General features: G+C 68.8%; 17 protein-coding genes. 11 read left to right on the forward strand and 6 right to left on the reverse strand.

The window, feature by feature from the left end; genetic code table 11:
- Positions 1–182: 182 nt before the first annotated feature.
- The gene (locus IRZ30_RS01705) at positions 183–4,526 is read left to right on the forward strand and encodes a bifunctional RecB family nuclease/DEAD/DEAH box helicase (protein WP_294082241.1); all 4,344 of its coding nucleotides are present in this window, start codon (positions 183–185) and stop codon (positions 4,524–4,526) included.
- 388 nt (positions 4,527–4,914) lie between these two features.
- Here the strand turns inward: IRZ30_RS01705 and IRZ30_RS01710 are convergent, their stop codons facing one another.
- Together IRZ30_RS01710 and IRZ30_RS01715 are read right to left on the reverse strand one after the other, a co-directional pair.
- Positions 4,915–5,361 carry a nucleoside deaminase gene (locus IRZ30_RS01710; RefSeq protein WP_294082243.1) on the reverse strand — a complete coding sequence of 149 codons (447 nt, stop codon included), beginning with the start codon at positions 5,359–5,361 and terminating at the stop codon, positions 4,915–4,917.
- 144 nt (positions 5,362–5,505) lie between these two features.
- Positions 5,506–5,904 (reverse strand): helix-turn-helix transcriptional regulator, encoded by a 399-nt coding sequence (locus IRZ30_RS01715; protein ID WP_294082245.1) that lies wholly within the window; start codon positions 5,902–5,904, stop codon positions 5,506–5,508.
- 1,139 nt (positions 5,905–7,043) lie between these two features.
- Here IRZ30_RS01715 and IRZ30_RS01720 point away from each other — a divergent pair.
- The 3 genes from IRZ30_RS01720 to uppP all read left to right on the forward strand — a co-directional run bounded on the left by IRZ30_RS01720 (position 7,044) and on the right by uppP (position 9,930).
- Positions 7,044–8,012, forward strand: coding sequence for a polysaccharide deacetylase family protein (locus tag IRZ30_RS01720; RefSeq protein WP_294082247.1), 969 nt, complete (start codon positions 7,044–7,046; stop codon positions 8,010–8,012).
- Positions 8,013–8,099: 87 nt separating this feature from the next.
- A complete protein-coding gene (locus IRZ30_RS01725) occupies positions 8,100–9,089 on the forward strand; it encodes a lysylphosphatidylglycerol synthase transmembrane domain-containing protein (protein ID WP_294082249.1) in 990 nt (329 codons plus the stop codon).
- A 1-nt stretch (position 9,090) separates the two neighbouring features.
- Positions 9,091–9,930, forward strand: coding sequence for an undecaprenyl-diphosphatase UppP (uppP, locus tag IRZ30_RS01730; protein ID WP_294082251.1), 840 nt, complete (start codon positions 9,091–9,093; stop codon positions 9,928–9,930).
- Positions 9,931–9,955: 25 nt separating this feature from the next.
- Here uppP and IRZ30_RS01735 read toward each other — a convergent pair whose 3' ends face one another.
- Both IRZ30_RS01735 and IRZ30_RS01740 read right to left on the reverse strand, forming a co-directional pair.
- On the reverse strand, positions 9,956–10,285 hold the full coding sequence (locus IRZ30_RS01735; RefSeq protein WP_012872492.1) for a tRNA-binding protein: 330 nt from the start codon (positions 10,283–10,285) through the stop codon (positions 9,956–9,958).
- 102 nt (positions 10,286–10,387) lie between these two features.
- Complete coding sequence (locus tag IRZ30_RS01740) at positions 10,388–10,951, reverse strand: DJ-1/PfpI family protein (protein WP_294082267.1); 564 nt, start codon at positions 10,949–10,951, stop codon at positions 10,388–10,390.
- 285 nt (positions 10,952–11,236) lie between these two features.
- Between IRZ30_RS01740 and mreD the strand changes: the two genes are divergently transcribed.
- The 7 genes from mreD to IRZ30_RS01775 all read left to right on the forward strand — a co-directional run bounded on the left by mreD (position 11,237) and on the right by IRZ30_RS01775 (position 18,171).
- Positions 11,237–11,734, forward strand: coding sequence for a rod shape-determining protein MreD (gene mreD / locus IRZ30_RS01745; protein ID WP_294082269.1), 498 nt, complete (start codon positions 11,237–11,239; stop codon positions 11,732–11,734).
- Entirely contained in the window at positions 11,718–13,973 is a 2,256-nt protein-coding gene (gene mrdA, locus IRZ30_RS01750; RefSeq protein ID WP_294082272.1) for a penicillin-binding protein 2, read from the forward strand. The genes mreD and mrdA overlap by 17 nt, the downstream gene beginning before the upstream one ends.
- Before the next feature lie 83 nt (positions 13,974–14,056).
- Entirely contained in the window at positions 14,057–14,773 is a 717-nt protein-coding gene (minC, locus tag IRZ30_RS01755) for a septum site-determining protein MinC (protein WP_294082274.1), read from the forward strand.
- Positions 14,774–14,845: 72 nt separating this feature from the next.
- On the forward strand, positions 14,846–15,709 hold the full coding sequence (gene minD / locus IRZ30_RS01760) for a septum site-determining protein MinD (protein WP_294082276.1): 864 nt from the start codon (positions 14,846–14,848) through the stop codon (positions 15,707–15,709).
- The gene (gene minE, locus IRZ30_RS01765; RefSeq protein ID WP_294082278.1) at positions 15,709–15,996 is read left to right on the forward strand and encodes a cell division topological specificity factor MinE; all 288 of its coding nucleotides are present in this window, start codon (positions 15,709–15,711) and stop codon (positions 15,994–15,996) included. Before minD ends, minE begins: the two co-directional genes overlap by 1 nt.
- Positions 15,997–16,002: 6 nt before the next feature.
- Complete coding sequence (gene mce / locus IRZ30_RS01770) at positions 16,003–16,419, forward strand: methylmalonyl-CoA epimerase (RefSeq protein WP_294082280.1); 417 nt, start codon at positions 16,003–16,005, stop codon at positions 16,417–16,419.
- 180 nt (positions 16,420–16,599) lie between these two features.
- Positions 16,600–18,171, forward strand: coding sequence for a methylmalonyl-CoA mutase (locus IRZ30_RS01775; RefSeq protein WP_294082282.1), 1,572 nt, complete (start codon positions 16,600–16,602; stop codon positions 18,169–18,171).
- 734 nt (positions 18,172–18,905) lie between these two features.
- Here IRZ30_RS01775 and IRZ30_RS01780 read toward each other — a convergent pair.
- The gene (locus IRZ30_RS01780; RefSeq protein ID WP_366945308.1) at positions 18,906–20,093 is read right to left on the reverse strand and encodes a cystathionine gamma-synthase; all 1,188 of its coding nucleotides are present in this window, start codon (positions 20,091–20,093) and stop codon (positions 18,906–18,908) included.
- Between the two features lie 141 nt (positions 20,094–20,234).
- Positions 20,235–21,635, reverse strand: coding sequence for a cystathionine beta-synthase (locus tag IRZ30_RS01785; protein WP_294082285.1), 1,401 nt, complete (start codon positions 21,633–21,635; stop codon positions 20,235–20,237).
- Positions 21,636–21,866 lie beyond the last annotated feature (231 nt).

The raw sequence follows: 21,866 nt of genomic DNA on the forward strand, positions 1-21,866 counted from the left end.
CACCTACCACGGCGTCGCACCCTCCCACTACCCACCCCACACCCAGCTAGCGTGGAGCGGTCAACCCCATCGCACCCGGCCCTTCCGGTTCTCGGGGCAACTTGCTACCATTATGTATACCCACATCCCTGCACGCATCGTCCACGTGGCATCATGTCGAGTGGATGAAGGGGACGCGGATCGTGGCGAATCAGGACAGGTCGGCCGCGGCACCGGCACCGGCTGCGCCGCCGGGACCGGACGGCAGGCGGCTCATCGCGCCGACCGACCTGGCGCAGTTCATCCGGCTGGACCAGTGCCGGCGCTACCTGCGGCTGCGGCTGCATGAGCGCGTGGCTGGGTCCCGCTTCCTCCGCGACTACGACGTTGTCCCCCAGTCGCTCCCGCCGCTGCTGACCCGTTCCGGCCGCGCCTTCGAGCAGCGTGTGGAGGCGGCGATCGAGGCGACTACCCGCACGGTCCGCTTCGCGGCGCCGGATGGGGCTAGCGACCGTGAGCCGGACAACGCCGCCGTGCTCGACATCATCCGTGATCTGTCGCCGGGCGAGGCTGTGGTGCTGTTCCAGCCCCGACTGGCGGCGACCATCGGCGACTGGCACCTGCGCGGCGACGTCGACATCCTGCGGCTGGCTCGCGACGACGACGGCGCCCTCACCGCGCTGATCGCCGACATCAAGAGTTCCACCGCCGCGCGGCTGGAGCACCGGCTGCAGGTGGCCTGCTACGGGGAGATGCTGGCGGCAATCTTGGACGAGGCCGGCATCGCCTGCGCGCGCTGCGACCTCGCCGTCCTCTACCGTGGCTCGCCCCACACCGAACGGGAGCTGCGGGCAGAAGAAGCCGAAGAGCGCGCCCGCCAGCGCGAAGCAGCCCGGAGCATCTTCGGCATCGACGACGCCTTTCTCGACATCATCCCCGATCCGGACAGCTTCCGCGAGGCGGTGCACGACCTGGTAACCGGGCCGGAGTCGCTGGCCCGGCGGGTCGCCGAAGCCGACTTCGCGGACCTCCCCTTCCACCTGACCTACCGCTGCGACGGCTGCCTCTACAACGAGTTCTGCATGAAGTGGAGCGCCGAGCAGGACGACCTCTCGCTGCTGCCCCACCTGACGCCGTTCGACAAGACGGCCCTGCGCCGCGCCGGCATTAACCGCGTGCGCGACCTGGCGCTGCTCAAACAGCCGGCGAACGGCGCCAACGGCGACCTCATCCCGGCTGCGGGGCGGGAGGAGTTGATCCGCCAGCTCGGCACCACCTGGCCGGTCGGCCCACGGCTGGACGAGCTGGTCCACCGGGCGCGTCGCTATCGTCACTGGAAGGGCGAGCACATGCCGGCGCCCTCGGTCATCCCGAGTAAGGGCTACGGCTCGCTGCCCTACCGCGACGCCCAGCACAACCCGAACCTCGTCTGCGTCTACATCGACGCCCAACACGACTACCTGCACGACCGCATCTACCTGCTCGGCGCGCGGGTCGTGGCACATGAGCGCGGCGTCCCGGTGCGGACGAAGAACATCGTCCACATCAGCGACGGACCGCCCGACAGCCCGGCCAAGGAGGAAGCGGTCTTCCTCCGCTGGATCCGCGACACCGTGCGCGCCATCGTCGCCCTCGCCGCGCCGGACGAGAGGGGCGAGCGCGAGGCGCCAATCCACCTGATCTTCTACGACCGGCACGAGCAGCGGCTGCTCCTCGAGGGCCTGGCGCGTCACTTCGAGGCGATCCTCGGAGCGACCCCGCTCTACGACTTCGTGACGCAGCTCGCCGCCTTCGACTCGCCCCTGGTCACCTTCCTGGACCAGGAGATCCGCGAGCTGAAGAACTACCCGATGGTGTGCCAGTCGCTCCACGCCGTCGCCGCCTACCTGAAGTTCGACTGGAACACGCCCGAGCCGTACCGCGAGATCTTCCGCGCCCGGCTCTTCGACTTCTGGGGCAAGCTGGAGCGCGACGACGCCGACCCCGAGGGGCCGAACCGCTGGTACTTCCGGCGCGCTCGCTTCGGCAGCCACATCCCGCTGGAGTACGCCTACGCCGCCTGGGGTGAGCTGCCCGAGCCGCCGGAGAAGGGCCATGACGACTACGCGCCCTATCGCCGGGCCACGCGGGATCTCCTGCTCGGCTTCCAGGCCAGGCGCCTGGAGGCGATAGAGCACATCGCCGCCGACTTCCCCGGCAACAGGCAGACGACCAAGACCAGCTTCCGCCTCCCCGACCTTGCGACGTTCGAGGAGAAAGCCCGCACCCTGGGCCAGGCGATGGAGGAGTTCGTCATCATCGAGCGGCACGTCCAGCTCGGGGCCTGGAAGGGTGCGCGGCTCGCCCCGCCCGAGCGCCGGGTGCTGGCCGGCGAGACGCTGCTGGTGCGCTACCGCGCCGATGACCAGTCGCCGGAGGTCCGCCGTGCGATGCGCGAGGCCGGGCACCGGGCGCGCCTGCGGGCAGAGTACGAGCAGGCGTACCGCGCCCGACACCCGGACGCCAAACGGGTGAGCCTGCCCCGGGAACAGCGCGAGGCGAGCGACTGGTGGGGGTTGATCGTCGGGCAGACGGTCCGGTTGCGCTGCGAGATGGAGGGCGTTGACGGCGACCTGGATGAGGTCCTGGCGCTCTCAACCCTGAAACCCGGAGACTCGGTCATCATCTGCCCGCGCTGGGATGTGGACTCCCGGCTGCCGGAGACGGAGCAGACGCCGTTCACCCCGACGCCGAAGCAGATGCTCTACCAGTTGCGCGGCTGGATTCGGCGGATCACGGTCGAGCGGGACGACGAGGGCCGCGCCGTGGATGCCGTCGTCGAGGTCGAGATCGCCGGGTCACGCGGCGGGTCATGGTCGAACGGCTTCGTCTTCTCCTCATTCCTCGCCCAGCCACTGCGGGACGACGAGGTGTACACCCTCGACCCCGATCCGAACGACTGGAACGGGTACTACGCCCTCAAGGTCTCCGAGGGACTGGCGCGCGGTGAACCGAACACGCTCTACGAGCGGCTGGTGGACCTCGACGGCGCGACAGTGGATTGGCCGGAGGCCGCGGCCGAGGGCCAGCGCCGCTTCCTGGCCGGGCTCGATGCCTTCCACAGAGCGGAACACCTCCACGGCTTCGAGGAAAGCAAGCGCTCCTACATCGGCGAACACGGCGCCGACCCGGTCCTGCTGGTGCAGGGTCCACCGGGCACCGGCAAGAGCTACACTACTGGGTTTGCCGTGCTCGCCCGGATCCAGGGAGCGCTCGCGGCCGGGCGCGAGTGCCGTGTGCTCGTCTCCTGCAAGACGCACGCGGCGACCAAGGTCGCGCTGCAGCAGATCGCCGAGGCGCAGCGACGCCTGGACCGTCTGGCCGGTCGCGACCGAGCCCTCTTCATGCGCTACTTCGACCCGCGGCTACTCGACGTGCCGCTCTTCCAGATCCGGCTCCGTGAAGATGTCCCTGGGGCGATCCGTCTTGACGCCGAGAGAGGGAGTTGGGACCGACTGGCGGGCGAGCGCTGGTGCGTTGCGGCCGCGACACCCGGAGCAGTCTACCGTTTGGTGAGCAAGCGGTGGGGCAGCCAGAGCCTCTTCGGCCACGACCTCTTCACCTGCCTGGTGCTCGACGAGGCCTCGCAGATGAGCCTGCCCGAGGCGGCTATGGCCGCGCTGCCGCTCACGCCCGACGGCCAGCTCATCGTCGTCGGCGACCACCGTCAACTCCCGCCGATCGTGCATCACGCCTGGGACACCGAGCCGCGCCGCACCTTCCAGGAGTTCCGCACCTACCAGTCGCTCTTCCTGGCGCTGCGTGAGCTCAATCCGCCGATGATCAAGTTCAGCCAGAGCTTCCGGCTCCACGCCGACATGGCCGCGTTCCTCCGTCGCGAGGTCTACGAGCAGGACGGCATCCCCTACTTCTCGGAGAAGCGTGACCTGCTGGAGCCGCACCCGCACCCGGACCCGTTCGTCGCCGCGGTCCTGTCGCCCGAGCACCCGATGGTCGTGGTCGTCCACGACGAGGACAGCAGTCAGGTGCGCAACCCGTTCGAGCAGGCGCTGATTACGCCGATTCTCCAAGCGCTCGCCGACCCGGCGGTGTACAACCTCGACCCGGAGCGTGGGCTGGGCGTCGTCGTGCCGCACCGCGCCCAGCGGGCGGCGCTTCAGGACGCACTCCCGAGGCTGAGCCGCATCGACCCCAACACCGGCGCGATTGCTCTCAGCGCCATCGACACCGTGGAGCGCTTCCAGGGCGGAGAGCGCACGGCCATCGTCGTCTCCGCCACCGAGAGTGACCGCGACTACCTCCTGTCCGCCGGGGAGTTTCTGCTGGACCCACGCCGCCTCACCGTGGCGCTCAGCCGGGCACAGCGGAAGATCATCCTCGTGGCGTCCCGCTCCGTCTTCGACCTCTTCAGCGCCGACGAGACGATCTTCGCTAACGCGCTCCTCTGGAAGCACCTCCTCCGCCGCACCTGCACCGTGCCACTCTGGTCCGGCGAGCGCGCCGGCCACCGCGTCGAGGTATGGGGCAACGCCCCCCAAGCGCGCTGACAGGAAGTGCGGCAGCCTCACCCCCGGCACAGGCCGGGCGGAGGGCACCGTGTCATCTGAGGGTGAGCACAATGCAACCCAGCCGGCTCTAACGGGCTTTTTTCGGCACGGAGATTATGGAGTTTGACAACTTACATGGGTGTACGCGCTCGGCGTGTGCCCGGGGCTAGGGCCGCCGGGCACGAACCGAGCGGCGGGGTCCATCATGCCGACGCGCGAACCCTGTGTCACCCCAGCCGGCTTGAGCCGGCTTTCCTTGTCAGCCCGGGGCTTGAGCCCCGGGCACATGCCGGGCGGCGGCCCCTGACGCCGGGATGTGAGACCTGTCTGATCCCAGCCGGCTGACGCCCCCGGGCGGGCCTTGGGAGCGATACAGTCAGCGCCTGGGTTATTGCTGCAGGATCGCTCGGCACTCGTCGGCGAGGACGCCGGTGATGATGGTGATGCGATCCTGGTAGCCGAGCCACTCCACCAGCCGGTCGACCGAGTAGGTCGGCCAGCGGGTTTGTGCCGGGCCGTCCGGCACCGCACCGATGACCACCGTGCTGATCCCGCTGACCAGGATCGACCCGCAACACATCGGGCACGGCTGGAAGGTCGCGTAGAGGGTGCAGCCCGACAGGTCGAGCGTGCCAAGGGCGATGCCGGCATTGCGCACGGCGATGGTTTCGGCGTGCGCGGTGGGATCGCTCGTGGTGGTCGCTTCATTACGCCCGGTGGCGATCACCTGCCCATCGCGGACGACGACCGCGCCGTAGGCGCCGTTGCCGTCCGCCTTCGCCTTGGCCGCTTCTTCCAAAGCCAGGCGCATATAGCGCTCGTGCGTGTCACTCATGGGGTTGACATCCTGACGATCACGCGTGGCGACGCAGGCGCACACCAACGCACCGACGCGCCTGGCGCGTTCGGTGCGATCGTGTGCGTTGGGGAGTCGACCGGGCCGTGCCTGCGGGCACACCCCGGTCGAGACACGTTGTACCTATCGCCCCCCGGCGCGGGCGTGGGCTTCGAAGTAGTCGAGGAGCGCCTTCCGGGCTTCGATGCTCAGCGAGAAGATCTCGGGCCAGACGTCCTCTGGGATGGAGGTCTTGCTGAGCTCCTCCTCGAGGGCGCGGTCCACGTCCTGGGCTTCCCGCTCGGTCTCGACGAAGAAGCCGATGTCGACGCCGAGCTCGTTGCCGAGCCGGGATAGCAGCGTGAACGACGGGACGCTGCGGCCCTTCTCGAGTCTGGACAGGTACGACACTGATATACCGGTGCGCTCAGCAAGGTCGGAAAGTGACAGCCCTTGTTGCTGGCGTAGCCGGCGAATGGCCGGGCCGATGCGTTGCCGCACTTCCGTCGACGTTGGTCTGCGCTCGCTGCGTTCGTTTTCCACGGTTTCGGTCCTCCCTGCAGTTCTCGTTCAGGCATGCGTTGTGCCGAGCCCGTCGCAGCCTCATGGTCGTGGCTACCTCGTTCGAGGCGACCCAAGGCGTGGGACGATGCCGTACACCACGCTTCGGCGAGGTTGCCGGGCGACTGCCTCCACCCGCCGACTCCGGTGGTGTCGCCACACGCTGCTAGCCGGGGCGCGGCGGACGCTGCCTCGATCGGAGCAGCCGCACGCGTCCTCCCTCCTCGCCGTACTGCGGCGTTGTGTGGCGCCGGAACTGGGGCCTTGGTGCTGCGCCGGCGCCCGCTACGAGGCTCCGCACCAGCCGGCGCGATGGCCGTATCGGATGTCCATCGAGCCGATCGGGGCGGCTCCTCGTTCGTTCCGCGACCCCCCCAATACTGGCCTGCCGGCCCGCACCGCCTGCGCGTCCGTCGCGCCCGGTGCACCGGCGAAAGACTTCCGGGCGGATCGCGTGACGAGGATGATGGTGCCGCGGTGCCCTGTGGGAGCCCAGCGTTGCCCGGGGCCCACTGGCGCTCGCCGGGGAACGTGGCGGCGACGGGTCGCGGCCACGCACCGGGCGCATCCGCGGCGCCCAACGGGCATGGACCACAAGGCCGGGTCCGTGGGCACCCTGTGGGAACCTCGTCGTTCCCGGCCCCGCAGGCCACCGTTCGATCAAATGGGTCGTCCAGGGGGCACCCGTATGCACCCCACCCCACAAACAACCCAGAAAGACGATAGCATCTGTTTGCCCGTTTGTCTACTCGACCCAGCCTGACAAACGTTCCATGCAGTCGTGCCCGCCGGACCCAGTTACGCGAATTGGACAAGACGCGCGTACCGCGCAGTACCCGTCCATCTCCCCTGCCCGTCTCCGCACATAGCACGAGAGACCCGCCCCGGCGCGGATTTCCGCCGGTTGAAGCTGTCCCGACGGCGCGTGCCGGACCTCGCGCGACGCTGCGCAGCGTCGCAGGTCGGTGTGCGGTACGCAGTGCGCATCCGCCCCCAAATGGGCTATGCATGTCAAACATGTCAGCTACGATAGGGACTCGACGGCTCGCGGCTGGCGACGGTAGGATTCTGGCGGATCGTTCGCGCACTGCGCATTGCTTGCTCGGGAGGGGAAGAAAGTTATGCGCGAGCCAGTGTGGCCCCGACTGGTGCTGGGCCTGCTGGTGCTCGCCGTGGCGCTCTCAAATCTCTCGTTACTCACGTCACCCACGTCGACCTTCCTCCTGCCCGTGATCGCCGCGGGGCCGGTCACGCCGGAGAGCTCAACGCCCGCGCCCCCCGGGCGCCCGATCGCAACGCCCGTGCCCGCTACCCCGACGACGACCCCACGGCCGACGCCAACGCCCACACCGGCACCGACGGCAACACCGACGCCGGCGCCCACACCGACACCGACGCCGGAGCCGCAGGGGCAGGTCGTCCCCGTCCCGATCCTGATGTACCACTACGTCCGCCCCGACCCGGGGCCGGGTGACCCGATCGGCCGCGATCTCTCGGTCAGTCCGGAGCGTTTCGCCGAGCAGATGGCCTGGCTGGCGCAGGAGGGCTACACCCCGATCACGCTCGGGGAACTGGCCGATGTCCGGGCGCGGCGCCGCGCCCTGCCGCCCAAGCCCATCGTGCTTACGTTCGATGACGGCTACCGGGACTTCTACACCACCGCGTTCCCGGTGCTGCGTCAGTACGGGTTCAAGGCCACGCTCTTCGTCATCACCGGCGTGGTGGGTCAGGAGCCCTACGTCACCTGGGACATGATCGCGGAAATAGATCGATCGGGGCTTGTCGAGATCGGCTCGCATACGGTATCGCACAACCAGCTCCCGTCGCTCGGTGAGGCGCAGGTGCGGGCCGAAGCGGTGGACAGCAAGCAGGTGCTCGAGGCCCACCTGGGTCACCCGGTGCGCGCCTTCTGCTACCCGGTCGGCCGCGTCGACGCGCGGAGCGTGGCTGCGGTACGGGACGCCGGCTACGAGATCGCGGTGACCACCCAAGGCGGCCGTGCGACGGCCGAGCAGGACTCGCTGCTCCTCCCTCGGGTTCGTATCCACGGGGGAGCCAGCATGGAGCAGTTCATGGAACTGCTGTCGTGAGGCGTAGGGACGGTATACTCTGGAGGCCCGTCACGGACTAGACCGGGGCGCGGCATCGACGACACGCTACACGGCTGGAGATGCTGGGTGGGTAAGCCGCGCGTCTGGCTCGGGTGCGCCGTGAGCCTCATCTTCTTGGTGATCGCCTTCCACGGTCAGGATCTGGGCCAAATCGGGGCGTCGCTGGCGCGCGCCAACTACTGGCTGCTGCTGCCGGCCGTCCTCCTCTACTTCGCCGGGTTGTGGGTGCGAACGATCCGCTGGTCGTCCCTGCTGCGGGCGGTGCACCGCTGCGCCCCGCGCGACCTCTTCCCGGTGGTGACCGTCGGCTTTATGGCGAACAACGTGTTGCCGCTCCGCGCCGGCGAGCTGGTGCGGGCGTATATGCTCGCGAACCGCCGTGGCGTGCGGGCGTCGTCGGTGCTGGCGACTATCGCGGTCGAGAAGGTCTTCGACGGGCTGACGATGCTGAGCTTCATGCTGGTCGCCTCGCTGTCGGTGGCGCTGACGGCGCAGGTGCGTCATGTCGCGGTGGTTGCCGGGCTGCTCTTCGGCGGGCTGCTGGTCGGGCTCATCGTGCTGACGGCCGAGTGGCCGCGCCGGTGGTTGCTGGATCGGGGGCTGGGCCGGCTCCCGGCGCGGGTCGCCGAGCCGGTCGGGCAGGCGGCGCACACCTTCCTCGACGGGCTGGCGATTCTGCGGCGTCGGGAAGACCTGATCGCGGTGGCCGTCGCGTCGCTCGGTGCTTGGCTGCTGGAAGCCTCCATGTACTGGGTGATCGCCGAGGGCTTCGGGCTGGGGCTCGGTCCGGGAACGGTGCTCCTGGTCACCGCCGTGGCGAACCTGGCGACCCTGATCCCGGCTTCCCCGGGCTACATCGGGCCCTTCGAGGCCGGTATCCTTCTGGCGCTGGCCGGGGCGGTCGGTATCGAGCGAGGGACTGCCCTCTCGTACGCCATCGCCGTCCACGCTGCGCTCTACTTCCCGGTGACGCTTGTCGGCCTCTACCACTGGTGGCGCGAGAGCCTCTCCTGGCGCGCCGTGCGAGGTCTGTCGGCCGAAGAGGTGGGGGACTGAAGTGGACGTCCTGCGCGCGATCGTCCTGGGCGCCGTCCAGGGGCTGACCGAGTTCCTGCCGATCAGCAGTTCGGCCCACCTGATCATCGTCCCCTGGCTGTTCGGCTGGGAGGAGTCGGGCCTGACGTTCGACGTCGCCCTGCACCTCGGGACGCTGGTTGCCGTGCTGGTGTATTTCTGGCGGGAGATCGCTCAGATTGCCGTGGCCGTGCCGCGCGGGCTGATCGAGCGCCGTCCGTTGGCCGACCCGATGGCGCGGCTGGGCTGGATCATCCTCCTCGGCTCGATCCCGGCTGCTATTGCCGGGTTCATCGCGGCCGACGCGATCGACTCCTTCTTCCACGGTGGCGACGGGGGAAACACCGCGATCGTCCTCGTCGCGCTCCTCATGATCGCGCTGGCCGTGCTCCTTGCGCTGGCCGAGCGGATTGCCAAGCACGAGCGGTCGTTCGAGTGCGTCACCGGGCGCGACGGGCTGGTGGTCGGCCTGGCCCAGGCGCTGGCGCTGCTGCCGGGGGTGTCGCGCTCGGGCAGCACCATCACCGCGGCGCTCTTCCGCGGGCTACAGCGGGACGCGGCGGCGCGCTTCTCCTTCCTGCTGGGTATACCGGCCATCGTCGGCGCGGGCGTGTTCGAGACACGCTCGCTCCTGGAGACCGGGCTGGCCCCGGGGGAGGAACAGGTCTTCCTCGCCGGGATGGCCACCGCGGCCATCGTCGGCTACCTGGCCATTGCGTTCCTGCTGCGCTACCTGCGGACACGCTCGACGATGATCTTCGTCGTCTACCGGCTCGGGTTGGGCGTGCTGCTCCTCGCCCTGGTTGCGACCGGGGTGCGCTAGGCACCCCGGTCGGTGGGATGCTCGATCAGGCGATTGGGGCGGCCAGTTCCGACTCGCGGTCCGGCTGGAGCAAGACCACCCGGCCGTCCGCCTGCATCGCCCCCAGTACCAGGACCTCCGACGGGAAGCCCGCCACGCGGCGTGGCGGGAAGTTGACCACGCAGACCACCTGGCGCCCGATCAGCTCCTCCGGCTGGTAGTACGGCTTCAACCCGGCCGACGAGCGGCGGATGCCGAGCGGACCGAAGTCGATGGTCAGCTTGTAGGACGGCTTGCGGGCCTCCGGGAACTCCTCGACCTCGATGATCCGGCCGACCCGCATGTCGATCTTCTCGAAGTCCTCGATAGTTGCCACGCGATGCTCCTCCCCTTCCGTGGATCGCCGGAACGGGGCCGGCTCCCCCTCATGCCCCCGATCGTGTCCCATTGGCGGCCTCTCGGATGGCGCCCTCCCCGGCTATGCGCCGTACGGATAGTCCATCTGCGCCTTGATACGGGACTTGACCTCCGGGCCCGCGATGCGTTCCACCAGATAGAGCCCCAGGTCGATGGAGCTGGAGACGCCCCGGCCGGTGACGAGGTCCCCTTCGTCCACCACGCGCTCATCCACGACCTGGGGCGTGTAGGCGCGCAGTTCGTCGTAGGCGGATGGGTGGCTGGTCGCCCGGCGTCCGGCGAGCAGTCCCGCCGCCCCCAGCAGCAACGACCCGGTGCAGACCGAGGCCAGGCAGCGGCTGTCGCGGGCGGTCGCCAGCCAGGCCAGGAACCCTGGGTCCTGGACCAGCGTGCGGGTGCCGAAGCCACCCGGCACGTAGACCAGATCGTACCCCGCCAGCGGCTCACCGACGCGGGTGGGGGTGAACTGCAACCCGGCGCCGTCCCGCACCTCCGCGGTGTAGGCGCAGATATCCCAGGAGACTTCGGGCATGAACCCCATCGTCTTGAGGCGCGTGAGCGGGTCGTAGGCGCCGATGAAGTCGAGGGCTGTCATCCCGTCGTAAATCACGAAGGCAATCTTCATCGTTCCTCCTCGATGCGGATCACGGCGTTTCGCCCGGCGACCTATTGTCGTGCCGCGCACCGGCGTTGTCATCCCGTCGTGCTCCGCCGCGCATCGGGAGCATCGGAGGCGCCGGCCTCATCAAGTTTGACGACATGACCAAGTGGCGTGGTGCACGCAAGGGACTCCTGCCGGCGCTTCTGTTCGGGCCCGCTATCCGTTTGTGGCCCGAAGAGGGCCTATGATACGATTCGCCGGGATGGGTGGCAGTCCGTTTCCGACAACGAGCAGGGCGACGCGGCGAGGGTGACACGCCTCTTCTTTGCGCTGATCCTCATTATCACGGCGTTTGTGCAGATCACGGTGTTCCCGATTGTCAATGTGCTCGGGATCGGTCCGAACCTCATCCTCGTCCTCGTGCTCGTCTGGAGCGGGCTGCGGGGCACGCCCGAGGGGCTCCTCTGGGTCTTCCCGCTCGGGCTGCTGCTCGATGTCCTGACGCTCGACCCGCTCGGGTCCAACGGGCTGGCACTGGTGCCGGTCGCCTTGATCGGGGGGCTCGCGCGGCGACGGCTCTTCCACAGCGGCGTGATCATCCCGCTGGTGGCGGTGGTCGCGGCCACGCTGGCCCACCACATCGTGACGCTGCTGGTATCGCTCCTTGCCGGGACGAGCTACCCGCTCCTGGCGAGCGTGCGACTGGGCATCCTGACGGCGCTGCTCAACGTGTTGGTGGTGCCACCGATGTACCTGTTCGTGCTGCTGATGGAGCGCATGGGGGTGGGGCGTGCGGCGCGGGCATAAGCGGATGGAGCTGGTCCGCCCGGCGGATCGGAGACGGCGGCACGCCGACAACCGGCCGGACGACGCCGTGTTCCTCACGCGGCGCGCCTTCTTGCTCAAGGGGCTGTTCCTCAGTGGCTTCGGCGCCCTGGTGGCCAAGCTGTTCAAGATGCAGGTGATCGACGCCGCCGAATACGAACTGGTGGCCGCCGGCAACCAATTCCGCGACGAGCCGATCCGCGCCCCGCGCGGGTTGATCGTCGATCGGAACGGCAACATCCTGGCCGAAAACCGCATCAGCTGGACGGTCTCGATCGTCCCTGCCCTCTTCCCCGACGAGCCCGAGGAGGCTGACGCCATCGCCCAGCAGCTCATCCGGCTGCTCGACCTGCGCGACCTGCTCGTCGTCCGTCGATCGGCGCTGCCCGAGGGGTCCGAAGAGTATGTGCTCCGCGAACTGGCGGCGCTGGTCGGGATCGAGCCGGCCCGCCTCCTGGGGACTGTGCTGCGCAGCGGGAGCGACGACGATCTGTACGTCATCCGCGAGGATCTCGCGCCGGACGAGGCGGCACGGCTCCGCGAGGAGGTCAAGCGGTTCCCGGGCGTGCACGTCATGGACCGCGTCCGCTACACCCTGGAGGCCAACCCGGGTGCGCCGCGGCCGGTCCTGCTCAAGAAGGACGTGGACCGGGAAGTGGCCCTCGCCATCGAAGGCAACCGACTGTATCTGAAGGGCGTGGAGGTCAGCGACGAGACGCTGGTGCGTCAGTACCCCGCCGGGCCGGAGTTCTCCCACATCCTCGGCTATGTCGGCCCGATCACCAAAGAGGAGTACGAGGCGGCAGGCGGGCCGGACGGGAACTACCTCTTCGACGACTGGGTCGGCCGGGGTGGCATCGAGGAGCACATGGAAGACGTGCTGCGCGGGCAGCACGGGCTGCGCTGGGTGCAGGTCGACGCCCATGGAGTGAAGGTCAACGAGCTCGAGTCCCTGCGCCAGGAGCCCCAGCCCGGCAAGACCGTCGTCCTGACGATCGACCGCGACTTTCAGTTGAAGGCGACGGAGGCGCTGCGCGAGGGGATCGCCAGGGCCCACGAGGCTGCCATGAAGGATGGGCGGGAGCCGGTCGGCAACGGCGTGGTCATCGCGCTCGATCCCCGCACCGGCGCGATCCTGGCGCTGGTGAGCTGGCCGACGTTCGACAACCAGCTCTTCGTCGACGGCATCTCCCAGGAGCAGTACGACGCCTATCTCAACGACCCGTTCAAGCCGCTGACCAACTTCGCCATCAGCGGTGAGTTCCCGCCCGGCTCCACCATCAAGCCGCTCCTGGCCTGCCTGGGGCTCCAGGCCGGTGTCGTCGGGCCGAACGACTACGTCTACTGCGCCGGGCAGATCCGGGTGCCGGTAGTGGGGGACGAAAACGGCGGCCAGTACTACTACTGCTGGGTGCGGAGCGGCCACGGCGCGGTGGCGATGGAGGAAGCCATCGCCGTCTCGTGCGACGTCTACTTCTACAACGTGGGCGCGCCGAACCAGCAGGCGGAGGGGGCCGACCTCCCACTGCACTACTACAATCCCGGCGACCCGCAGCCCCACTTCTTCCACGGCCTCGGGATCGATCGCATCTATGAGGGGCTGACCAAGGAGTTCCGCCTGGGAGCGCCGACCGGGATCGAGCTGGCTGCCGAGTCCTCGGGCGTCGTGCCGAATCCCAAGTGGTTGTTCCAATCCCCTTTGCGCGAATACTGGTCCGTCGGCGATACTATTAACGTCTCCATCGGCCAGGGGCACTTGTCGTGCACGCCGCTGCAGTTGACATGCGGAATCGCGGCAATTGCCAACGGGGGAACCTACTACCGGCCGCGGCTGGTTGAGGCACTGGCCGATGGAGCGGGTAACATTATCCGGCGCTTCGAGCCGGAGGTCGTGCACCGGCTGAACGTGGCGCCCGAGCACATTGAGACGGTGCGGCGCGGGATGCGGCGCACCATAACGGACCGCATCGGTACGGCCTACGGCAAGTTTCCCCGGACGGGCGACGACATTCCGATCGCCGGGAAGACCGGGACGGCCGAGTATGGCGTCGCTGTCGACGGGAGGTACCGGCAGTCGCATGCCTGGTTTACCGCCTTTGCCCCGTACGATGATCCTGAGATCGTGGTGACCGTACTCATTCCGGCGGGCGGGGAAGGGGCGGTCGTGTCGACCCCGGTGGCGGACGCGGTCCTCGCCGCCTACTTCGGGAAGACGCCGTAGGCGGTATGAGACGCGCGCCCAGGGCGCGCGGGGCGCCGGCCGGACCCGGCGTCCAGTTCGGTGTTAGGAAGGAGCGGGGTCCGATGGCGGAGCCGCACCGCAGCGAGTCGGGACAGGTCCGGGTGCGCGGCACCCAGGACGGCCTCGTCATTCAGTTGCCACCCGAAGTGCCGCTGCCGGTCCTGCTCAGCCAGGTGCGCAGCCACATCGACAGCGGGGGCGACTTCTTCCGGCAGGCGGAGATCGTGCTGGACTACGGCACCCGGGTCCCCAACGTGGAAGAGATCGTCGCGCTGCGGGCGCTGCTGGCCGAGCGCGGAATCACCCTGCGCACCGTCACCGCCAGCGTGCCCGCGCACCGGGAGTTGCTCCACACTTGGGGCTATCACCCGCTGCGCCTCGTCAGCCGCGACGAGGGGGGTGACCGCGATGCCCCGGCAGCCGCGGAGGGGGAGCGGGTCGCACTCTACGTGCGCCGAACCCTGCGCTCAGGAGCGTCAGTGCAGAGTGACGGCGACGTGGTGATCCTGGGCGATGTCAACGCCGGCGCCGAGGTCTATGCCGCCGGGGACGTCGTCGTCTGGGGGGCAATCCGCGGGACGGTCCACGCCGGGATCGATGGCGATCCTGGTGCCATCATCTGCGCCCTCCGATTGATGCCGACGCAGTTGCGCATCGGTCGCATCTTTGCTCGCCCTCCCGACGAGCAGGGCGCACGGGCCGAGGGGCCGATGCTCGCTCGGATCCAGGACGGTGAGATCGTCGTCGAGTCGTGGCGGGCGGACCGGTTGAGCCGCTGAGGCGGGGGTACCGGGCGCAGGCAGCCGCGCCCGGCGTACCGGGACCGGACCGCCTGATACAAGGTGGGGACTATGGGAGAGGAACAGCAGCAGACCACCCTCGGACGCGTCATCACATTCACGTCGGGGAAGGGCGGGGTCGGCAAGACCACCACGACGGCCAACGTCGGTGCCGCGCTGGCGGCCCTCGGCAAGTCGGTCGTCCTGATCGACGCCGACATCGGCCTGCGCAACCTCGACATCGTGCTTGGCCTGGAGAACCGGATCGTCTACGATCTGGTCGACGTCGTTGAGGGCAACTGCCGGTTACGGCAGGCGATGATCCGCGATAAGCGGCTCAACAGCCTGCACCTGATCCCGGCAGCACAGACGCGTGAGAAGGAAGCGGTCTCGCCGCAGCAGATGAAGGCGCTGTGCGATGAGCTGCGGCGGCAATTCGACTTCATCCTGATCGACTCCCCGGCCGGGATCGAGCAGGGCTTCCGCAACTCGATCGCGGGCGCGGACGAGGTCGTGGTGGTGACGAACCCGGAGGTGTCGTCGGTACGCGACGCCGATCGGATCATCGGCCTGGTGGAAGCGGCGGAATTGCCGACGCCGCGGCTCATCGTCAACCGCCTGAACCTGATGCTGGTGCGGCGGGGCGACATGATGAGCGTCGAGGATGTCACCGACATCCTCTCGATTCCCCTCCTGGGGATCGTGCCGGACGACGAGACGATCGTGACCTCCACCAACCGGGGCGAGCCGGCCGCGCTCGATCCCCGCTCGCGTGCTGGGCAGGCATTTCGCAACATCGCCGCGCGGCTGACTGGGCAGGATGTGCCGCTGATGGTGATGGAAGAGCCGGACGGCGCCTTCCGCCGCTTCCTCCGAGCGATCGGCTTAGGCGGCGGGAACCAGGGTGGCGTCGCGGTTCGGGGAGGAGGGGGCTGATGGGCCTGTTCGACACGTTGTTTGGCCGCCGCCAGGCATCGCGACCGTCCCAACCCGCGAGCGCCAGTGTGGCCAAGCAGCGGCTTGTCGAGGTCCTGATCCAGGACCACGTCAAGTTGACGCCGGCCGCGATGGAGGCCATCCGCCAGGACATCGTCAAGATCCTCTCGCGCCACCTCGACATCGACGCCGACGCCCTGCAGATCCACATCACCCGGGGTGAGCGCGGCGAGAGCTTGACGGCGAACGTGCCGGTGCGCCGCTCCGGGGTGCCACAGCGAAGGTAGGTGGTCATGATCCCGGAGGCGCTCGGGCAACCGGCCCTCCACCACGTCGGCATCGTCGTGCACGACCTGGAGGCGGCAGTCGCACGCTACCGAACACTCGGCTTCGGTGAGCCCGAGGTGTTCGACGTTCCCGATCAAGGCGTGCGGGTCGCCTCCTTCCACGCCGGGCCGGGCCACATCGAATTGCTCACGCCGACCGTCCCCGACACCGGCGTGGCACGCTTCCTGGCGGCGCGCGGCGAAGGGATGCACCACGTGGCCTTCGGCGTGCGCGATCTGCGCGGGACGCTGCGCCGGCTGGCTGAGGCCGGGATCGAGCTCATCGACGCCGAGCCCCGGCGGGGCATCCACGACTGGCGCATCGCCTTCCTCCACCCCCGCTCCTGCGGCGGCGTGCTGGTGGAGTTGGTGGAGGTGGAGTAAGACGTCACGCGTCACGCGTCACGCGTCACGCGTCAGGCGTCATACGTCATGCGTGGTGCGTGTTCCGTGATGCATTGCCTTTGCTCCGCAACCGCTGATCGCGCCACCGAATACGCAGCACGCAGTCGGGACCAGTGATGACGCATGACGCGTGACGCATGACGCACAGAGGAGCATCCGATGGCCGAGAAGGGGCGCCGGGAGGTCGTGACCGACTCCGGCATCGTCATCCAACCGGTCTACCGCGCGACGGAACGCCCACCTGAGCCGGATCCGGGCGAGTACCCGTTCACGCGCGGCATCTACCCGACGATGTACCGGGGACGCCGCTGGACGATGCGCCAGTACGCCGGCTTCTCCTCGGCCGAGGAGACCAACCGCCGCTTCCGGCTCCTCCTGGAACGCGGGCAGACCGGGCTGAGCGTCGCCTTCGACCTGCCGACGCAGCTCGGCTACGACTCCGACCACCCGGCGGCGCGGGCCGAAGTCGGTCGCGTCGGGGTCGCCATCAGCACGCTCGACGACATGCGGCGGCTGTTCGACGGGATCGACCTGTCCTCAGTCACCACCTCCATGACGATCAACGCCCCCGCCTCGCTCTTGCTGCTCCTGTACCAGATCGTCGCCGAGGAGCAGGGGGTGGACCCGGCGAAGCTGGGCGGCACGATCCAGAACGACATCCTCAAGGAGTACGCCGCCCGTGGGACGTACATCTTCCCGCCCCGGCCATCGATGCGCCTGGTCACCGACACCTTCGCCTACTGCCGTGAGCACCTGCCCAACTGGAACACGATCAGCATCAGCGGCTACCACATCCGCGAGGCGGGTGCGACGGCGGTGCAGGAGATCGCCTTCACCCTCGCCAACGGCATCGCCTACGTCCAGGCGGCGCTTGACGCGGGGCTGGACCTGGACGACTTCGCGCCGCGCCTCAGCTTCTTCTTCGCGGCCCACAGCACCTTCTTCGAGGAGATCGCCAAGTTCCGCGCCGCCCGGCGCATGTGGGCGAAAATCATGCGCGAGCGCTTCGGTGCCAAGAACCCCCGCTCCTGGATGCTCCGCTTCCACACCCAGACCGGCGGCTGCACCCTCACCGCCCAGCAGCCGCTCAACAACGTGGTGCGCGTCGCCTTTCAGGCCCTGGCCGCCGTGCTCGGCGGCACACAGAGCCTCCACACCAACGGCTTCGACGAGGCCCTCGCCCTCCCGACCGAGGAGGCGGCCACCCTCGCCCTGCGCACCCAGCAGATCATCAGCGAGGAGACGGGCGTCGCCGACACCGCCGATCCCTTGGGCGGCAGCTACTTCGTCGAGACCCTGACCGACGAGCTGGAGCAGCGCGCCTGGGCCTTGATCGACGAGGTCGAAGAGCGGGGCGGCGCGGTCGCGGCCATCGAGTCCGGCTTCATCCAGGACCAGATCGCCGACAGCGCCTACCAGTGGGAGCTGGCCGTCGCATCCGGCGAGCGCACCGTCGTCGGAGTGAACAAGTACCGTGTCGAGGAAGACATCTCGGTGCCGATCATGCGCATCGACGAGGAGTCGGTGCAGCGGCAGATCAAGCGCGTCATCGCCTACCGCGAGCGCCAGGACCGAGCGCGCGTCGCCGCCGCGCTCGACGAGGTGGAAGCCGCAGCGCGCGGCACCGACAACCTCCTCCCCCCGATGAAGGCCGCCCTCCTCGCCGGCGCCACCGTCGGCGAAATCTGCGGCCGCCTCCGCGAAGTCTGGGGCGAGTACCGGCCGACGTAGAAGAATTCAGGACGGCATGTGCCCGGGGGTGATGGAATTCGACGAATTTCACGGATGTACGCGGTCGGCACGTGCCAGGGGGTAATGGAGTTTGACGAATTAATTTGGGTGTAGGTGGTCGGCACGTGCCCGGGGCTAAAGCCGCCGGGCTGACAAGGAAAGCCGGCTGAAGCCGGCTGGGAACGACGACGAAGTCTAGCGGGCTGGTGAGCGGAGCATCATTGCCGGCCCGTGCCCGGAGCTAAAGCCGCCGGGCTGATAGTTTGGTAAGCCCACTGAAGGGGCTGCGATGGCGACATCTCAGCGTATTGGATCCGGCCACCGACCGAACCCAGCGTCCCCAGCCCCTTCGGTGGGCTTTTCGTTGTCAGCCCGGCGGCTTTAGCCCCGGGCACATGCCGGGCGGTGGGACCCCATGCCGAGGCGTGAGGCCTGTCCCACCCCAGCCCGCTTGAGCGGGCTTTCCTTGTCAGCCCGGCGGCTTTAGCCCCGGGCACACACCGGGCGCCGGGATCCTCTCACCACCCGTCCGGCTCACTGCCTTCAGCCCGCTTCAGCGGGCTTTCGTTGTGAGCCCGGCGGCTTTAGCCCCGGGCTCATGTCACGGCCGGAGATCCTTGCACCAACCAAGCCCGCGCCACACCGCGGGGACCCTCGCACCACCCGTCCGAATCATCACGCGCAGTGAACGGGCACCGCGCCTCATCCCGGTGCGTCGGCCGCGGCCCCTACCGCTAGTTCCCGGGCACGCTCGCCGGGACGACCGCGGACAGGGCCTCGCGGAGGTCGGCGATCAGGTCGTCAACGTGCTCGATCCCGACCGAAAGCCGGATCAGGTTCGGCGCCACCTCGAAGCCGGAGCCGGCCAGGCTGGCGTGCGTCATCTGTCCCGGGTGCTCGATGAGCGACTCGACACCCCCCAGGCTCTCAGCCAGGGTGAAGAGACGCGTGCGACTGACGACGGTTCGCGCCGCTTCGTAGCCTCCCCGCACGGTGAAGGACACCATGCCACCGAAGCCGCGCGGCATCTGCCGCCGCGCCACCATGTGACCCGGGTGATCCGGCAGGCCGGGGTAGAAGACCTGCTCAACCGCCGGGTGCTCGCGCAGCATCTCGGCGATGGCCTTGCCGTTGGCGCTGTGCTCGCGCATGCGCACCGACAGCGTCTTGATCCCGCGCAGCACCAGCCAGCAGTCGAACGGGCCGGGCACCGCGCCCGCCGCGTTCTGGTGGAACTTCAGCGTTTCGTAGATCTCGGGGTCGTTCCCCAACACCGCGCCACCGATCACGTCGCTGTGCCCGCCCAGGTACTTGGTGGTGCTGTGGAGCACCAGGTCGGCGCCCAACGTCAGCGGCTGCTGCAGGTACGGCGAGGCGAAGGTGTTGTCGACCACCAGCCAGATGGGCCGGTCACCGATCACCTCCCGAATCCCGGCGATGTCGACGATCTTGAGGTACGGGTTGGTCGGCGTCTCGACCCAGATCATGCGCGTGTTCGGCTGGATGGCGCCCGCCACCGCGTCTAGGTCGGTCAGGTCGACCATCGAGAAGGTGATGCCGTAGCGGGAGGCGACCCTCGCCGCCAGGCGGTAGGTGCCGCCGTAGGCGTCGTCGGACAGGATCAAGTGGTCGCCGGGGTTGAGCAGGTACCAGGTGTTCTGGGTTGCCGCCAGGCCGGAGGCGTAGCACAGCCCCCAGTCGGCCTGCTCCAGCGCGGCGAGTGCCGTTTGCAACGCGCTGCGGGTCGGGTTGTCGGTGCGGCCGTACTCGAACCCCTTGTGCTTGCCGACCTCCTCCTGGGCGAAGGTGGAGGTCTGGTAGATCGGCACGATCACCGCCCCGGTCGCCGGGTCCGGGTCCTGCCCCGCGTGAATGGCAAGGGTCTCGAATCGCGGCGTCGTCTCATCCGTCGCCATATGCATTCGTGTCCTTTCGTGTGGTACGGGGACGCCCCCTCACCCCCTGTTGTGCGTAATGCGTTGCCCCGTATACGTCCCCTCCCGCGAGCCTACCCAGAATGGAGCCAAAGCGTGGGGGACGGAACGGAGCGAGGGCCGTTCCCCTTACCCGCCGTTCTTCTGGTGCGCTACGAAGTCCAGCAGGTCGGCGCGGGTGATGATACCGACCAGCACCCCCTCCTCCTGCACCAGGACCGCCGGGGAACCGGCCGCCAGGAGCGGGAACACGCGCTCGACCTCTTCCTTGACATCCACCAGCGCGAAGGGCGGGTCCATCACCGTACTGACCGGCTCGCGGATCGCCTCCGGGCGGCGGAAGACGTGGTCGAGCAGCGTTCGCTCTTGCAAGCTGCCGACCACACTGTGGACCTCGATCCGGCCGTCCCCGTTGCCGCCGGCCCGCACCACCGGCATCTGCGAGATGCGGTAGCGCCGCAGCAGGTCGATCGCCTCCTCGACGGTCTGATCGACCGTCGCCGCGACCACGGCGGGGATCTCCGCGTCCACCTCACGCGCCAGGAGGGCCGCCACCCGCGACCCGTGCGCGAAGCGCGAGAGGAAGCCGTTCTCCCGCATCCAGTCGTCGTTGTAGATCTTCGATAGATAGCCTCGCCCGCTGTCGGGCAAGAGCACGACCACCAGCGCCGACGGGTCGTTCAGCCGGGCGGCAACCTGCAGCGCCGCCCAGACGGCCGTACCCCCCGAGCCGCCGACCAGCAGGCCCTCCTCACGCGTCACCCGGCGGGCGGTGAGGAACGAATTCCGGTCACTGACCTGGATGAACTCGTCGACGATCCCGCGGTCGAACGTACCCGGCCAGAAGTCCTCCCCGATGCCCTCGACCTTGTAGGGCCGGATGTTGTCCGGGTCGGTGTAGATCGATCCCTCGGGATCGGCGCCGATAATCTTGATGTCCGGGTTCTGCTCCTTCAGGTAGCGGCCGACGCCGCTGATGGTCCCGCCGGTGCCGACACCGGCCACGAAGTGGGTAACCTTGCCCTCGGTCTGCCGCCAGATCTCCGGCCCGGTCGTCTCGTAGTGGGCGCGGGGGTTAATCGGGTTGAAGTACTGGTTGGGCTGGAACGCGCCGGGGATCTCGCGCGTCAGCCGGTCGGCTACGCTGTAGTAGCTCTCGGGCGATTCGCGCGGCACGGCGGTCGGCGTGGTGACCACCTCGGCGCCGTAGGCGCGCAGCAGCGCCACCTTCTCCTGCGACACCTTGTCCGGCATGACGAACACGCAGCGGTAGCCCCGTACAGCCGCCGCCATCGCCAGGCCCACGCCCGTGTTACCGCTGGTCGGCTCGACGATCGTGCCGCCCGGCTTGAGCCAGCCGCGCCGCTCGGCCTCCTCAATCATGCGGAAGCCGATGCGATCCTTGACGCTCCCGCCGGGGTTGACGAACTCGACCTTGGCGACCACGGGCGTGGCAATCCCCTGCGTCACCCGGTTCAACCGGACCAGCGGCGTCTCCCCGATGAGCGAGAGGACATGTGGGTGAATCATCGTCGTTCGGCCCCAGCGGGCCACTCCCCCTTTCCGCACGGCGGCTCGCCTACCGGCGTCCTGCCGCGAGGAAGCATCGCGTAGCGGGACCTCACCCCGCCGCGGCGATTCTAGCACGGGCGAGCCGCCCACCCCGCTCCCCAGGAGCGCGGGCCTCTTGCCCGCTCCCGGCTCTGATGGTCGCGGGCGTCCTGCTCGGCCCTCGTACGTAGCTCCCCTCTCCCAAGGTTG

The organism is Sphaerobacter sp. (assembly GCF_019683595.1).
GTDB lineage: Bacteria > Chloroflexota > Chloroflexia > Thermomicrobiales > Thermomicrobiaceae > Sphaerobacter.

What these genes read in the sequence shown, in the direction of transcription:
- IRZ30_RS01710 (WP_294082243.1), bottom strand. Translation starts at nt 5,361, where the DNA reads ATGAGTGACACGCACGAGCGCTATATGCGCCTGGCTTTGGAAGAAGCG.
- IRZ30_RS01720 (WP_294082247.1), top strand. Translation starts at nt 7,044, where the DNA reads ATGCGCGAGCCAGTGTGGCCCCGACTGGTGCTGGGCCTGCTGGTGCTC.
- IRZ30_RS01740 (WP_294082267.1), bottom strand. Translation starts at nt 10,951, where the DNA reads ATGAAGATTGCCTTCGTGATTTACGACGGGATGACAGCCCTCGACTTC.
- minC (WP_294082274.1), top strand. Translation starts at nt 14,057, where the DNA reads ATGGCGGAGCCGCACCGCAGCGAGTCGGGACAGGTCCGGGTGCGCGGC.
- minD (WP_294082276.1), top strand. Translation starts at nt 14,846, where the DNA reads ATGGGAGAGGAACAGCAGCAGACCACCCTCGGACGCGTCATCACATTC.
- minE (WP_294082278.1), top strand. Translation starts at nt 15,709, where the DNA reads ATGGGCCTGTTCGACACGTTGTTTGGCCGCCGCCAGGCATCGCGACCG.
- mce (WP_294082280.1), top strand. Translation starts at nt 16,003, where the DNA reads ATGATCCCGGAGGCGCTCGGGCAACCGGCCCTCCACCACGTCGGCATC.
- IRZ30_RS01775 (WP_294082282.1), top strand. Translation starts at nt 16,600, where the DNA reads ATGGCCGAGAAGGGGCGCCGGGAGGTCGTGACCGACTCCGGCATCGTC.
- IRZ30_RS01780 (WP_366945308.1), bottom strand. Translation starts at nt 20,093, where the DNA reads ATGCATATGGCGACGGATGAGACGACGCCGCGATTCGAGACCCTTGCC.
- IRZ30_RS01785 (WP_294082285.1), bottom strand. Translation starts at nt 21,635, where the DNA reads ATGATTCACCCACATGTCCTCTCGCTCATCGGGGAGACGCCGCTGGTC.